The following is a 13158-nucleotide window of genomic DNA, read 5'->3' as shown; positions in this document are numbered from 1 at the left end:
CGCGCCATGAGCAGCGGGATCGAGCCGCTGCGCCAGTTCGCCCGGCGGCTCAAGCCCTACCTGCCGGGCATCTTGGCCCACACCCGCTGGCCCTTGGGCACGAATCTGGTCGAAGGCATCAACAATCGGATCAAGGTGATCAAGCGCATGGCCTATGGCTTCCGCGATGACCACTACTTCTTCCTCAAGATCCGTGCGGCTTTCCCCGGAATTCGGCGATGAACCAAAAAAAAGCCCGCATTTGCGGGCTTTTTGTTTGTTTGGGCGCAGCGCGTGCCGGCTTACTCCTGCGCAGGGATATGCCCGTGCGGTGTCAGCCGGTCGATCAGCTCGGGCAGGCCTTCGCTCAGTTGCGCCGCTACGTCCTCCTGCGACATCCCGGTCGACTGTGCCAGCGAGTCCAGCGCCCCGGTCCCGCCCAGCGCGTCGCTCAGCGCCGACGGCGTGACCGGCTGGTTGGCGCCGGTGCCGATCCACGAATCCACCTGGTCGCCCAGCCCGGCCTGTGCCAGGATCTGCTGCAGCGCGCCGATGCCGCCTGCGGCAGCGCCCAGCGCCTGGCTGTTGGCCGGCGCGCCACCCTGGCCGCCAAGCAGCCCACCAAGCAGGGAGCCAAGGTCGAGCCCGCCGGTGGCGCCGGGCGCGCTGGCATTGCCGCCGAGCACGCCGCCCAGCAGCCCGCCAAGGCTGCCCAGTCCGCCGAGCCCATCGTCGACCGGCGCTGCAGAGCCGCTTTCCTGGCCGCGGTTGCGCATGGCCAGCATTGCCAGCAGGCCGAGCGCCATCATCAGCTTCGGATTGAGCCCGCCGGCGCTGCCTTCTTCGCCTCGGGCATTGCCCAGTTGTCCGAGCACGCCGCCCAGCACGCTATCGAGTAGTCCCATGGTCGACTCCTTCAGTCAAGGTTGGCGCTGGCCGGATGGCCGCCGCCGTCAGAATCCGCCAAGCAAGGCGTTGAGCGTGGAAAGGCAGACCAGTCCGGCGGTCTCGGTGCGCAGGATGCGCGGGCCGAGCGACACGCCGGTGAAGCCGGCCTGCAGTGCCGCGCGCTCTTCGTCCGGCGACAGACCGCCTTCGGGGCCGATCAGCAGCGTGACGCCATCTGCAAGCAGCGTGTCGCGGCGCTCGGCCACATAGGCCGGCAGCGACTGCTCTGCCCGCGGCGACACCAGCAGCCTTGCCCCGGTGCCGCCCCCGGACTGCGCCAGCCATGTCTCAAAGTTAGCGACCGGCGCCACGGCGGGCAAGCGATTGCGCCCGCATTGCTCGCAGGCGGCCTGCACCAGCGCCTGCCAGTGCGCCTGGCGCTTGGGCGCGCGGTCACCGGTGAGGCGCACCACCGAGCGGTTGGCCTGCAGCGGCTGGATCGCGGCGACACCGAGTTCGACCGCTTTCTCGATCAGCCAGTCCATCTTGTCGCCACCGGCCAGCCCTTGCGCCAGCGTGACGCGGAAGGGCGGCTCGGCCTCGGCCGCGTCGTGCGCGCCGATGCGCGCCAGCGCATGGCGCTTGCCCAGTTCGAGCAGGGTGGCGGCGTGGCTGCCGCCACGGCCGTCGAACAGCGTGATGGCATCGCCGGGCGCCAGGCGCAGCACCTGGACGTGGCGTACCACCGGTTCGGGCAGGGGAAATTCGGCTTCGGCGGCAAGGATCGTGTCCGTGCCGCCGACAAAGAAACGCGGAGCCATCAGCTTGCCTTGCCCCCGTTCGGATCGAGCGGCTTGCCGAAGCCCCAGCGGTACCCATCGGGGTCCTCGACCATGCAGTAGCGGTCGCCCCAGAACTGGTCGGCCGGTGCCATCAGGCTGACGGCGCCGGCGTCGACCGCGCGCTGGTGCATCGCGTCGACATCGTCGCAATAGACATAGAAGGTTTGCGGGCATTCCACGCCGAGCGAGCGGGGCGTGCGGGCGGTGCTGCCCCAGGCGCCTTCGGGTGCGAACATCACTACCAGATCGCCCTGGTAGTGCATTTCGGCGTGGGTCGGCACGCCGTTTTCATCGACCACGTTGCCGGCGGCAAAGCCGAAGGCGCGGCTGTAGAAATCCAGTGCGGCGCGCCCGTTGGCGACGGTCAGGTAGGGGGTGAGCCAGGGGGTGTTGGCCGGTCTGCTCATGATCGTCTCCTGTCTGCGGGAAACCCGGCGCGGTCTGTCGCTCGGCTGTCGCCAAGCCGGGCCGCGCGGTGCGAGTGTGCATCTTACGCGCGTGGCGCTACGCTGTCGAAGTGCAGCGCAGCGCCACGCGCCCCGGCCCCGCGGGTGATCCCCGAGCCATGCCCGCCACCGGTGTCCGGGAGTCCGGAAAACCCCTTAGCTTCTGTTAAAATTGCGGTTTTCCCGCCGACAGGCCCACGCCCGCCCGCGTCCAAGCTCACGTCAAAGACCGCCCGAATGTCCGCCCTAGCCCATCCCGCAACGAGTCCCTTTGCTTCCCAGCCCGCCAAGCTGATGGCCGATGCCATCCGTGTGCTTGCCATGGACGCCGTCCAGCAGGCCAATTCCGGCCACCCCGGTGCGCCGATGGGCATGGCGGATATCGCCGTGGCGCTGTGGGGCCGGCACCTGAAGCACAACCCGGCCAACCCGCACTGGGCCGACCGCGACCGCTTCGTGCTGTCGAACGGCCACGGTTCGATGCTGATCTACGCGCTGCTGCACCTGAGCGGCTATGACCTGCCGGTCGAAGAGCTGAGGAATTTCCGCCAGCTGCACAGCAAGACCGCCGGCCACCCGGAATACGGCATCACCCCGGGCGTGGAGACCACCACCGGTCCGCTCGGCCAGGGCATCACCAACGCGGTCGGCATGGCGATGGCCGAACGCCTGCTGGGCGAAGAATTCAACCGCCCCGGCTTCGATATCGTCAACCACCACACCTACGTTTTCCTGGGCGATGGCTGCCTGATGGAAGGCATCTCGCACGAGGCCTGCTCGCTGGCCGGCACGCTAAAGCTTAATAAGCTCATTGCGCTGTGGGACGACAACGGCATCTCGATCGACGGCGATGTCGTGCACTGGTTCAACGACGACACCCCGAAGCGCTTCGAAGCCTATGGCTGGAACGTGATCCGCGGTATCGACGGCCATGACATTACCGCCGTCGACCTGGCGATCTCGCAGGCCAAGGCCAGCGACAAGCCGACCCTGATCTGCTGCCGCACCAAGATCGGCAAGGGTGCGCCCAACAAGGAAGGCGGCCACGACGTGCACGGCGCGCCGCTGGGCGGCGCCGAAGTGCTGGCCACGCGCGAGGCGCTGGGCTGGGCCCACGCCCCGTTCGATGTGCCGGCCGACGTCTATGACGCCTGGGACGCCAAGGCCAATGGCCAGGCGCTGGAGCGCGCCTGGACCGCGCTGTTCGACGCGTATGCCGAGCGCCACCCGTACGAAGCCGGCGAATTCACGCGCCGCATGAAGGGCGAGCTGCCGGGCTCGTTCGACGCCGCCGTCGAAGCCTTTATCGCCAAGTGCGAGGAAAAGGCCGAGACCATCGCCACCCGCAAGGCCAGCCAGAACACCATCGAGGCCTTCGGCCCGGTGCTGCCCGAGTTCCTCGGCGGCTCGGCCGACCTGACCGGCTCGAACCTGACCAACTGGACCGGCAGCAAGGCCGTGCGCGTCGACGCCTGGGGCAACCACATCAACTACGGCGTGCGCGAGTTCGGCATGAGCGCCATCATGAACGGCATCGCGCTGCATGGTGGCTACATCCCCTACGGCGCGACCTTCCTGACGTTCTCGGACTACAGTCGCAATGCGCTGCGCATGGCGGCGCTGATGAAGATCCGCTCGCTGTTCGTGTTCACCCATGACTCGATCGGCCTGGGCGAAGATGGCCCGACGCACCAGTCGATCGAGCACGTCGCCAGCCTGCGCCTGATCCCCAACATGGACGTCTGGCGTACCGCCGACACCACCGAGACCGCCGTGGCCTGGGCCGAGGCGATCCGCCGCGAGAACGGCCCGAGCTGCCTGATCTTCAGCCGCCAGAACCTGCCGTTCCAGCAACGCGACGACGCCACCCGCGCCAATATCGCGCGCGGCGGCTACGTGCTGCGCGACAGCGTCAACGCCAGGACCGGCCGTCCGGACGCGGTGATCATGGCAACCGGCTCGGAAGTGGGCCTGGCCGTTGGCGCCGCAGACGCACTGGCTGCGGAAGGCGTGCATGTGCGCGTGGTCTCGATCCCGGCGACCACCGTGTTCGACAAGCAGGACAGCGCCTACAAGGCCAGCGTGCTGCCGGCCGGCGTGCCGCGCGTGGCGGTCGAGGCGGGCGTGACGGACTTCTGGTGGAAATACCAGGTCCAAGCGGTAGTTGGCATCGACACTTTCGGCGAATCGGCACCGGCCGGCGTGCTGTTCAAGCACTTCGGCTTCACCGTCGACAACGTCGTGCGTACGGTGAAAGACACCCTTATCTAAGCATCCGGGCGCTGGAGACGCGCGGTGCGCCGCGCGGCAGCAGCGGCGCCCACCGGTTTTCATCGATCCTCAGGAGAGACAGTCATGACCATCAAGATCGGCATCAACGGCTTCGGCCGCATCGGACGCATGGTGTTCCGCGCCGCAGCCGCCAACTTCAAGGACATCGAAGTCGTTGCCATCAACGACCTGCTCGAGCCCGACTACCTGGCCTACATGCTGAAGTACGACTCGGTGCATGGCCGCTTTGACGGCGAAGTGTCGGTCGACGGCAACACCCTGGTCGTCAACGGCAAGAAGATCCGCCTGACCGCAGTCAAGGATCCGTCCGAGCTGAAGTGGGGCGAAGTCGGCGCCGACGTGGTGATCGAGTCGACCGGCATCTTCCTGACCAAGGAAGGCGCGCAGAAGCACATCGACGCGGGCGCCAAGAAGGTGATCATGTCGGCTCCGTCCAAGGACGACACCCCGATGTTCGTGTACGGCGTGAATCACGAGACGTACAAGGGCGAGGCGATCATCTCCAACGCCAGCTGCACCACCAACTGCCTGGCCCCGGTGGCCAAGGTGCTGAACGACAAGTGGGGCATCAAGCGCGGCCTGATGACGACCGTGCACGCTGCCACCGCCACGCAGAAGACCGTCGACGGCCCGTCCAACAAGGACTGGCGCGGCGGCCGCGGCATCCTGGAAAACATCATCCCGTCGTCGACCGGCGCTGCCAAGGCCGTGGGCGTGGTGATTCCGCAGCTGAACAAGAAGCTGACCGGCATGTCGTTCCGCGTGCCGACCTCGGACGTGTCGGTGGTTGACCTGACCGTCGAGCTGGAAAAGTCGGCTTCGTACGAAGAAATCTGCGCCGAGATGAAGGCCCAGAGCCAGGGCGCGCTGAAGGGCGTGCTCGGCTACACCGAAGACAAGGTTGTCGCCACGGACTTCCGCGGCGATGCGCGCACCTCGATCTTCGATGCTGAAGCCGGCATCGCGCTGGACGGCACCTTCATCAAGGTCGTGAGCTGGTACGACAACGAGTGGGGCTACTCGAACAAGTGCCTGGAAATGGCACGCGTGGTGGCCAAGTAATCCGGCTGTCCTTGCAGAAAAAAAACGCGCCTTCGGGCGCGTTTTTCTTTGGGTGCGGCGGCAGTTCAGCCTGCCTGGCGCGGCGCCAGCGGGCGCGCGTCGACCGCGGCGCCGTCCACCAGGAAGTGGCCGCCGGCCACATGGTGGATGGTGCGCAGCGCGTCATGGCCCTCGAAATGCCAGCGCCCGTTGCTGAACACGCGCGAATCCGCATGCGCGGCGACCACTTCACCGAGGAACAGGTCATAGGCCTGCTGTGTCGCCGGCTCGGGCAGGAGCCTGCATTCGAGCCAGGCCGCGCAGCCTTCCAGCAGCGGCGCGCCGACGACGGCGCCGGCAAAGGTGCCCAGCCCGTAGGCATCGAACTTGTCGGTCCCTTCCTGCTCCAGCAGGGCCAGGCCGGAACTGGAGCCAAGCGCCTCGGTGAGGTCGACCTGGCTGACGGTGGGAACCTGCAGCACGAATTCGCCGCTTTCTTCCAGCAGGCGCCGGGTCCAGGTGCTCTTGTCCAGCACCACCGCAACCTTGGGCGGCGCGAAATCCAGCGGCATTGCCCACGCGGCGGCCATGATATTGCGCTTGCCGCCGGCGGCCGCGCTGACGAGCACGGTCGGGCCGTGGTTGAGCAGGCGGTAGGCCTTTGACAGTTCGACGGGAAGGCGGGAATGGTCGGCTTGGGAGTCAGGCATGATGGCGGACGCGTCCGCGCCCTAGGAAAAGAATGACAAAAATGGGATGGCGACTGCCAATATACGCCGAGCCTCGTCGGTCTGCCGATGACGGAAATTGGGCGTATATGAGACCAACTTCATAAAAACGACATTATTTTTCGGAAATATGACAAGGTTGGGCGTTCCGAAAATGCCGAATTTGCTTTTCGAGCTTGTTTTTTCCTCTTACACTACCAGGATGCCGTTGAAATCTGATGTGCAGCCAGTGCAAGTGGTGGGGCCATCTTTGCTAAGAAAAATCTGACCTGGGCCTGATCATGGTGAACGTAGACACAAAGCTTTTAGTGATCTTCACCGAGCTGCTGAGTAAGCGAAACGCCACTTACGTCGCGGAGAAGATGCATATGACCGCGCCGGCCGTGTCGCATTCGCTGGGCCGGTTGCGCGAGATTTTTGACGATCCGCTCTTCATCCGCGTTCCGCACGGCCTGACGCCCACTCCCCGCGCGCTGGAGCTGGGTCCCAAGATCCGCGACATGCTGGACCTGTGGTCGTCGATCAACGAAGGCGACGCCGACAATTTCGAACCCGCGGTGGCCACCGGCACGCTGAGCATCGGCTTTGCCGCCGAGCTGGGCGACACGGTCTTCAACCGCTTCGTGTTGCGTATCAAGCAGCTGGCGCCGGACCTGCATATCAAGCTGGTCGAATCCCATTCCTGGGAAGCCGACGTGGCCTCGATGCGCGCCAACGAGCTGGACCTGGCATTCTCCCCGTTCCCGACCCGGCACCCGGAAATTGTCGAGGAAATGGTGACGTCGCTGAACCTGTGGGTGTGCGCGCGCAAGAACCACCCGGTGCTGAAGAACCACTGCACGCTGGAGCAATACCTGGATTGCGGCCATATCTTCATGGCGCATTCCGGCGGCGCGGGCCGCCCGGCGCCGTCACTGATCCCGCTCGACTACGCGCTGCAGCAGCGCGGCCTCAAGCGCAATGCGACGCTGACGGTGCATTCGTGGCGGGCCCAGGCCGAGATGGCCTCGCAGACCGACATGATCTTCACCGTCAATGCGCTGACCAAGGACATGGCCTGCGAAACCTACGGCCTGAAGGCGTTCCCGCTGCCGGCTGAACTCAACACTACGGTCGGCCTGAACATGTTCTGGCACCGCAGCCGCAACACCCATCCGATGCTGGTATGGGCGCGCAACCTGTTCCGGCAGGTGGTGGCAGAGTTTGTCGGCCTGCCGGCATCGCGCCCCGCGCGCGTGGTTGCCGAAGAAGACCTGCAAGCGCTGCGCGAGCGCTGATCCGGCGCGCACCGATAAAAAAAACCGGCGCCTGGCGCCGGTTTTTGTTTTTGCCGGATGCGCTCGCGCGGTGCGTGCGCCGGCTTATCGTTTGGGTCTGTGGGGACAGTTGGTTTTGGTGCAGTTGCCGTACAGCGACAGTGCGTGTTCCTGCAGGGTAAAGCCGCGCTCGCGCGCAATGCTTTGCTGGCGTTGCTCGATTTCGGAATCGAAGAATTCTTCGACGCGGCCGCAATCGAGGCACACCAGGTGGTCATGGTGCTTGCCTTCGTTGAGCTCGAAAATGGCCTTGCCGGATTCAAAGTTGTTGCGCGACAGCAGGCCTGCCTGTTCGAACTGGGTCAGCACGCGGTAGACGGTTGCGAGGCCGATATCCATATGCTCGTTCAGCAGGATACGGTAGACGTCTTCCGCGCTCAGGTGCCGCTGTTCGCTGGTCTGAAAAATTTCAAGAATCTTCAGCCTGGGCACCGTCGCCTTCAGGCCGATATTCTTGAGGTCCGCCGGACTCGGCATGGGCGTGACTCCCTAGAGTACAATGTCTGGATAGTTGAATCATAAGGGTTTTGACAGCAAAAGTCGCCCGCGGTGCCATGTCCCATGTGGGCAACGCGCCTCAGGCATTTGCGGTCGGTCCCATGTGGTTGCCGCGGCAGGCGCTCCGTGCGCATGTGGTGTAACCGGCTCTTGCAGCGCTGCTGCGCCGGTCTTCCGCGGTACTTTCCGTACTTTCCCTTTCCCTCCCGGAAGCGAGATACATGCGTTATATCCGTTCGTCCGCCATGCGCCCGACGCTGGTTGTCTCCCTGCTGGCCGCGGCACTGCTGGCCGGCGCCTGCTCGGCCTACGATTCCACCTCGCGCAAGGTAGCCAACGCCATCACGCCGTACCGGATCAATATCGTGCAGGGCAACTTCGTGTCCCGCGAAGCCGCCTCGCAGCTGCGCGAAGGCATGACGCGCGAGCAAGTCAAGTTCCTGCTCGGCACGCCGCTGCTGACCGATGTGTTCCACGCCAACCGCTGGGACTACGTGTTCTCGTTCCGCCGCGGCAACACCCCGGTGGTGCAGCAGCGCCGCTATACGGTCTTTTTCGATGGCGACCGCCTGGTCAAGTTTGGCGGCGATGAACTCCCGTCCGAATACGAGCTGATCGCCGAGATTGACGGCATGAAGAGGGCGCTGAAGAACCAGACCCCGGGCAAGGTATCCACCAGCAGCGCGGCCGCCGCCCCGGCCGAGGCGCAGACCACCGTGGAAAACTTCGTGCCGCGGCAGGCGACCGAGGCGGCCGCCGCGCCGGCCCAGACGCCCGCGGCGCCTGCGTCCGCCACTCCCGCGGCTGAAGCGGCGCCGGCCGCGGCCCCCGCGCAGGCCATCGCGCCCGCCGAAGCGTCCAAAGCCAACTGAGCCGCCGTCCGCGGCTTGCCATCTCTTGCGGGGCCGGTCAGCCATGACCGGCCCATTCAATTTTCACGTATTGCGCACATTCCGCTGAGCCAGACACCATGAACATCGCCATCGCAGGCGCATCCGGCCGCATGGGCCGCATGCTGATCGAACAAGTGCTGAATACCGAGGGCGTGAAGCTGTCGGGCGCGCTCGACCTGCCGGGTTCGCCGGCGCTGGGCCAGGACGCGGGCCTGTTCCTTGGCCGCAACACCGGCGTGGCGATCACCGCCGACGTGGAGGCCGGGCTGGCCGGCGCCGATTGCCTGATCGACTTCACCCGTCCGGAAGGCACGCTGGCGCACTTGGCCGCGGCGAAGAAGCTGGGCGTCAAGATGGTAGTCGGCACCACCGGCTTCGACGATGCCGGCAAGGCCGCGCTGGCCGAGGCCGCCAAGTCCATCGGCATTGTCTTTGCCGCCAACTTCAGCGTTGGCGTCAATGCCACCTTCAAGCTGCTGGAAGTGGCGGCCAGGCTGCTGTCGAGCGGCTATGACATCGAGGTGATCGAGGCCCACCACCGCTTCAAGGTCGACGCACCATCGGGCACCGCGCTGAAGATGGGTGAAGTGATCGCCGATGCGCTGGGCCGCGACCTGAAGACCTGCGCCGTCTATGCCCGCGAAGGCCATACCGGCGAGCGCGATCCCAATTCGATCGGCTTTGCCACCATCCGCGGCGGCGACATCGTCGGCGACCATACCGTGATGTTTGCCGGCATCGGCGAGCGCATCGAGATCAGCCACAAGTCGTCCAGCCGCCAGTCCTATGCCGACGGTGCCGTGCGTTCGGCCCGTTTCCTGGTCGACAAGGCAAACGGCCTGTTCGACATGCAGGACGTGCTGGGCCTGAAGTAAGGCGCCCGGGGGCGGCCAGGGCTGGCGCCACGGTTATAATCGATTGCTTTAGCATTGCTCGCCGGACGGGCGCCCAGACCGGCGCCCGCCGCCCACATTCCAACGCTTCCCCGGCTGCCGGCAGGCCAGTTGCCGCGCAGTCGCTGCCCTGACCGCTGTCCCGACCATGCAAGACAAATACCTTCCTTCCGCCGTTGAACAAGCCGCCCAGCAGCACTGGCAAGCCATCGACGCCTATCGTGTGTCGGAGCATGCAGCGGGCCCCGACGGCAAGGAAAAGCCCAAGTTCTACGCCTGCTCGATGCTGCCGTACCCGTCGGGCAAGCTGCACATGGGCCACGTGCGCAACTACACCATCAACGATGTGATGGCGCGCTACCTGCGCATGAACGGCAACAACGTGCTGATGCCGATGGGCTGGGACGCCTTCGGCATGCCGGCGGAAAACGCCGCGCTGAACAACGGCGTGGCGCCGGCAGCCTGGACCTACGACAACATCGCTTACATGAAGAAGCAGATGCAGTCGATGGGCCTGGCGATCGACTGGTCGCGCGAGATTGCCACCTGCAGCCCGGACTACTACCGCTGGAACCAGTGGCTGTTCCTGAAGATGCTGGAAAAGGGCATCGCCTACCGCAAGACCGGCACCGTCAACTGGGATCCGGTCGACCAGACCGTGCTGGCCAACGAGCAGGTCATCGACGGCCGTGGCTGGCGCTCGGGCGCGGTGGTGGAAAAGCGCGAGATCCCGATGTACTACCTGCGCATCACCGAGTATGCGGAGGAACTGCTGGGCGACCTCGACGGCCTGGGCTGGCCCGAGCGCGTCAAGGTGATGCAGCAGAACTGGATCGGCAAGAGCGTGGGCGTGCGCTTTGCCTTCACCCATGACATCCCGGACGAGGACGGCAAGCCGATCAACGACGGCAAGCTCTACGTCTTCACTACGCGCGCCGACACCATCATGGGCGTGACCTTCTGCGCGGTCGCCGCCGAGCACCCGCTGGCCACGCACGCCGCGCTGAACAACCCCGAGCTGGCTGCCTTCATCGACGAATGCAAGCACGGCTCGGTCATGGAAGCCGACATGGCGACCATGGAGAAGAAGGGCATGCCGACCGGCCTGCAGGTCGTGCACCCGCTGACCGGCGAGAAGGTCGACGTGTGGGTCGGCAACTACGTGCTGATGAGCTACGGCGACGGCGCCGTGATGGGCGTGCCTGCGCACGACGAGCGCGACTTCGCCTTCGCCAACAAGTACAAGCTGCCGATCAAGCAGGTAATCGACGTGAAGGGCCAGCCGTACTCGACCGAAGCCTGGCAGGAATGGTACGGCGACAAGGAAAACGGCACCTGCATCCACAGCGGCAAGTACGATGGCCTGGGCTATCAGGCCGCGGTGGAAGCGATCGCCGCCGACCTGGGCGCGATGGGCCTGGGCGAGAAGAAGACCACCTGGCGCCTGCGCGACTGGGGTATCTCGCGCCAGCGCTACTGGGGCACGCCGATCCCGCTGATCCACTGCGACAGCTGCGGCGTGGTGCCGGTGCCTGAACAGGACCTGCCGGTGGTGCTGCCCGAAGACCTGGTGCCGGACGGCACCGGCAACCCGCTGGCCAAGGACCCGCGCTTCCTGCAGTGCACCTGCCCGTCCTGCGGCAAGCCGGCGCGCCGCGAGACCGACACGATGGATACCTTCATCGATTCGTGCTGGTACTACATGCGCTATACCTGCCCGGACGCGGCCACCATGGTCGATGCCCGCAACGACTACTGGATGCCGATGGACCAGTACATCGGCGGCATCGAGCACGCGATCCTGCACCTGCTGTACGCGCGCTTCTGGACCAAGGTCATGCGCGACCTGGGCCTGGTCAGGTTCGACGAGCCCTTCACCAACCTGCTGACGCAGGGCATGGTGCTGAACGAAACCTTCTATCGCGAAGACGCCTCGGGCAAGAAGCACTGGTACAACCCGGCCGACGTCGACGTGCAGACCGACGAGCGCGGCCGCCCGGTGGGCGCCACGCTGAAGGCCGACGGCCAGCCGGTGGTGATCGGCGGCATCGAGAAGATGTCGAAGTCCAAGAACAACGGCATCGACCCGCAGGCGCTGATCGACCAGTACGGCGCCGATACCGCGCGCCTGTTCGTGATGTTCGCCGCGCCGCCCGAGCAGCAGCTGGAGTGGAGCGGCTCGGGCGTGGAGGGCGCCTCGCGCTTCCTGCGCCGCGTGTGGAACTACGGCTATGCCAACGCCGCCGCGCTGCGCGATGGCGCCGGCAGTGCCATCACGGCCGATGACGCCGAGCTGCGCCGGGAGATCCACGGCGTGCTCAAGCAAGCCAACTATGACTACCAGCGCATCCAGTACAACACCGTGGTCTCGGCCACGATGAAGATGCTGAACGCGCTGGAGGATGCCAAGACCGCTTCGCCGGCCGCGCGCCGCGAGTGCTTCGGCATCCTGCTGCGGGTGCTGTACCCGGTGGTGCCGCACATCACCCATGGGCTGTGGGACCAGCTGGGCTTCGCCGTCGAATCCGGCGACCTGCTCGACGCGCCGTGGCCGCAGGTCGATGAAGCCGCGCTGGTGCGCAGCGAGATCGAGCTGGTGCTGCAGATCAACGGCAAGGTGCGCGGCAGCATTACCGTGCCGGCCAGCGCCGACCGCGCCGCGATCGAAGCGGCCGCAGCCGGCAGTGAGACCGTGGCCAAGTTTGCCGAAGGCAAGGCACCCAAGAAGATCGTGGTGGTGCCCGGCCGGCTGGTGAACGTGGTGCTGTAACGGGTCAGCGGCCCGGAACCTGACTGAGGAATCGCCAAGAATGAAGCGACTGAACATGGGCCGCCGCAAGGTGCTCGCGGCGATGCTGGCGGTGCCGGCAACGGGCCTGCTGGCTGGCTGCGGCTTCCATATGCGCGGCAATTCGGACTTCGCGTTCAAGCGGCTCTATATCGGGATTCCGCCCAACTCGCTGATGGGCGCGGACCTGCGCCGCGCCATCCGCGGCGGCTCCGACACCCAGGTGGTGGCCGACCAGAAAGAGGCCGACGCGCTGCTGGACGTGCTGCAGGACACCCGCACCAAGTCCATCCTGTCGATCACGACCGAGGGCGTGGTGCGCGAATACCGCCTGACGCAGCGGTTCACCTTCCGCCTGCGCGATGCCGCCGGCAAGGAACTGATCGCGCCGTCGCAGCTGGTGCTGACGCGCGACCTGACCTACAACGAAGCCAACACGCTGGCCAAGGACTACGAAGAGCAGCAGCTGTACCGCGACATGCAACGCGATATCGTGCAGCAGCTGATGCGCCGGCTGGCCGCGGTCAAGGCGATCTGAGCGGGCAGGCTTACGG

Annotated in this window: 13 protein-coding genes; 8 read left to right on the top strand and 5 right to left on the bottom strand. The window is 65.8% G+C overall.

Translation table 11 applies throughout. The annotated features are described in order from the left end of the window. On the top strand, nt 1-222 hold a 222-nt coding region (locus VSR71_RS04285), incomplete at its 5' end, for a transposase (RefSeq protein WP_342912655.1). Nucleotides 223-281: 59 nt separating this feature from the next. Here the strand turns inward: VSR71_RS04285 and VSR71_RS04280 are convergent. Genes VSR71_RS04280 through VSR71_RS04270 form a run of 3 tightly spaced genes read right to left on the bottom strand, consistent with a single transcriptional unit; the run spans nt 282 to nt 2116 of the window. Continuing rightward, nucleotides 282-884, bottom strand: coding sequence for a YidB family protein (locus VSR71_RS04280; protein ID WP_342912654.1), 603 nt, complete (start codon nt 882-884; stop codon nt 282-284). Between the two features lie 48 nt (nt 885-932). After that, a complete protein-coding gene (locus tag VSR71_RS04275) occupies nt 933-1688 on the bottom strand; it encodes a 16S rRNA (uracil(1498)-N(3))-methyltransferase (protein WP_342912653.1) in 756 nt (251 codons plus the stop codon). Beyond that, nucleotides 1688-2116: a VOC family protein gene (locus VSR71_RS04270; RefSeq protein ID WP_133092314.1), complete on the bottom strand. Its 429-nt coding sequence runs from the start codon at nt 2114-2116 to the stop codon at nt 1688-1690. Before VSR71_RS04270 ends, VSR71_RS04275 begins: the two co-directional genes overlap by 1 nt. Before the next feature lie 276 nt (nt 2117-2392). On the opposite strand from VSR71_RS04270, the gene tkt reads away from it, so the two are divergent. Together tkt and gap are read left to right on the top strand one after the other, a co-directional pair. After that, on the top strand, nt 2393-4426 hold the full coding sequence (gene tkt, locus VSR71_RS04265) for a transketolase (protein ID WP_342912652.1): 2034 nt from the start codon (nt 2393-2395) through the stop codon (nt 4424-4426). An 84-nt stretch (nt 4427-4510) separates the two neighbouring features. Continuing rightward, entirely contained in the window at nt 4511-5509 is a 999-nt protein-coding gene (gap, locus tag VSR71_RS04260) for a type I glyceraldehyde-3-phosphate dehydrogenase (protein ID WP_211957310.1), read from the top strand. A 65-nt stretch (nt 5510-5574) separates the two neighbouring features. Here gap and VSR71_RS04255 read toward each other — a convergent pair whose 3' ends face one another. Then, the gene (locus VSR71_RS04255) at nt 5575-6198 is read right to left on the bottom strand and encodes a flavin reductase family protein (RefSeq protein ID WP_342912651.1); all 624 of its coding nucleotides are present in this window, start codon (nt 6196-6198) and stop codon (nt 5575-5577) included. 299 nt (nt 6199-6497) lie between these two features. Here VSR71_RS04255 and VSR71_RS04250 point away from each other — a divergent pair, with 299 nt between their 5' ends. Then, nucleotides 6498-7493, top strand: coding sequence for a LysR family transcriptional regulator (locus VSR71_RS04250; RefSeq protein WP_342912650.1), 996 nt, complete (start codon nt 6498-6500; stop codon nt 7491-7493). 84 nt (nt 7494-7577) lie between these two features. On the opposite strand, the gene fur is transcribed toward VSR71_RS04250, so the two are convergent. Further along, complete coding sequence (gene fur / locus VSR71_RS04245; protein WP_012353845.1) at nt 7578-8009, bottom strand: ferric iron uptake transcriptional regulator; 432 nt, start codon at nt 8007-8009, stop codon at nt 7578-7580. Nucleotides 8010-8251: 242 nt separating this feature from the next. Here fur and VSR71_RS04240 point away from each other — a divergent pair, with 242 nt between their 5' ends. The 4 genes from VSR71_RS04240 (at nt 8252) to lptE (ending at nt 13142) form a co-directional block, all read left to right on the top strand. Continuing rightward, on the top strand, nt 8252-8902 hold the full coding sequence (locus VSR71_RS04240) for an outer membrane protein assembly factor BamE (RefSeq protein ID WP_342912649.1): 651 nt from the start codon (nt 8252-8254) through the stop codon (nt 8900-8902). Between the two features lie 98 nt (nt 8903-9000). Beyond that, complete coding sequence (dapB, locus tag VSR71_RS04235; RefSeq protein ID WP_342912648.1) at nt 9001-9798, top strand: 4-hydroxy-tetrahydrodipicolinate reductase; 798 nt, start codon at nt 9001-9003, stop codon at nt 9796-9798. Between the two features lie 166 nt (nt 9799-9964). Further along, a complete protein-coding gene (gene leuS, locus VSR71_RS04230) occupies nt 9965-12586 on the top strand; it encodes a leucine--tRNA ligase (RefSeq protein WP_342912647.1) in 2622 nt (873 codons plus the stop codon). 40 nt (nt 12587-12626) lie between these two features. Then, entirely contained in the window at nt 12627-13142 is a 516-nt protein-coding gene (gene lptE / locus VSR71_RS04225) for an LPS assembly lipoprotein LptE (protein ID WP_342912646.1), read from the top strand. The last annotated feature ends 16 nt before the right edge of the window (nt 13143-13158 follow it).

It is taken from the genome of Cupriavidus oxalaticus, from assembly GCF_038900635.1.
Taxonomy (GTDB): Bacteria; Pseudomonadota; Gammaproteobacteria; order Burkholderiales; family Burkholderiaceae; genus Cupriavidus; species Cupriavidus oxalaticus_B.
The sequence above is the reverse complement of the archived record's forward strand: the minus strand, read 5'-3'. Positions and strand labels throughout refer to the sequence as shown.

What these genes read in the sequence shown, in the direction of transcription:
- lptE (WP_342912646.1), top strand. Translation starts at nt 12,627, where the DNA reads ATGAAGCGACTGAACATGGGCCGCCGCAAGGTGCTCGCGGCGATGCTG.
- VSR71_RS04255 (WP_342912651.1), bottom strand. Translation starts at nt 6,198, where the DNA reads ATGCCTGACTCCCAAGCCGACCATTCCCGCCTTCCCGTCGAACTGTCA.
- tkt (WP_342912652.1), top strand. Translation starts at nt 2,393, where the DNA reads ATGTCCGCCCTAGCCCATCCCGCAACGAGTCCCTTTGCTTCCCAGCCC.
- dapB (WP_342912648.1), top strand. Translation starts at nt 9,001, where the DNA reads ATGAACATCGCCATCGCAGGCGCATCCGGCCGCATGGGCCGCATGCTG.
- VSR71_RS04280 (WP_342912654.1), bottom strand. Translation starts at nt 884, where the DNA reads ATGGGACTACTCGATAGCGTGCTGGGCGGCGTGCTCGGACAACTGGGC.
- fur (WP_012353845.1), bottom strand. Translation starts at nt 8,009, where the DNA reads ATGCCGAGTCCGGCGGACCTCAAGAATATCGGCCTGAAGGCGACGGTG.
- leuS (WP_342912647.1), top strand. Translation starts at nt 9,965, where the DNA reads ATGCAAGACAAATACCTTCCTTCCGCCGTTGAACAAGCCGCCCAGCAG.
- VSR71_RS04240 (WP_342912649.1), top strand. Translation starts at nt 8,252, where the DNA reads ATGCGTTATATCCGTTCGTCCGCCATGCGCCCGACGCTGGTTGTCTCC.
- VSR71_RS04250 (WP_342912650.1), top strand. Translation starts at nt 6,498, where the DNA reads ATGGTGAACGTAGACACAAAGCTTTTAGTGATCTTCACCGAGCTGCTG.
- gap (WP_211957310.1), top strand. Translation starts at nt 4,511, where the DNA reads ATGACCATCAAGATCGGCATCAACGGCTTCGGCCGCATCGGACGCATG.
- VSR71_RS04270 (WP_133092314.1), bottom strand. Translation starts at nt 2,116, where the DNA reads ATGAGCAGACCGGCCAACACCCCCTGGCTCACCCCCTACCTGACCGTC.
- VSR71_RS04275 (WP_342912653.1), bottom strand. Translation starts at nt 1,688, where the DNA reads ATGGCTCCGCGTTTCTTTGTCGGCGGCACGGACACGATCCTTGCCGCC.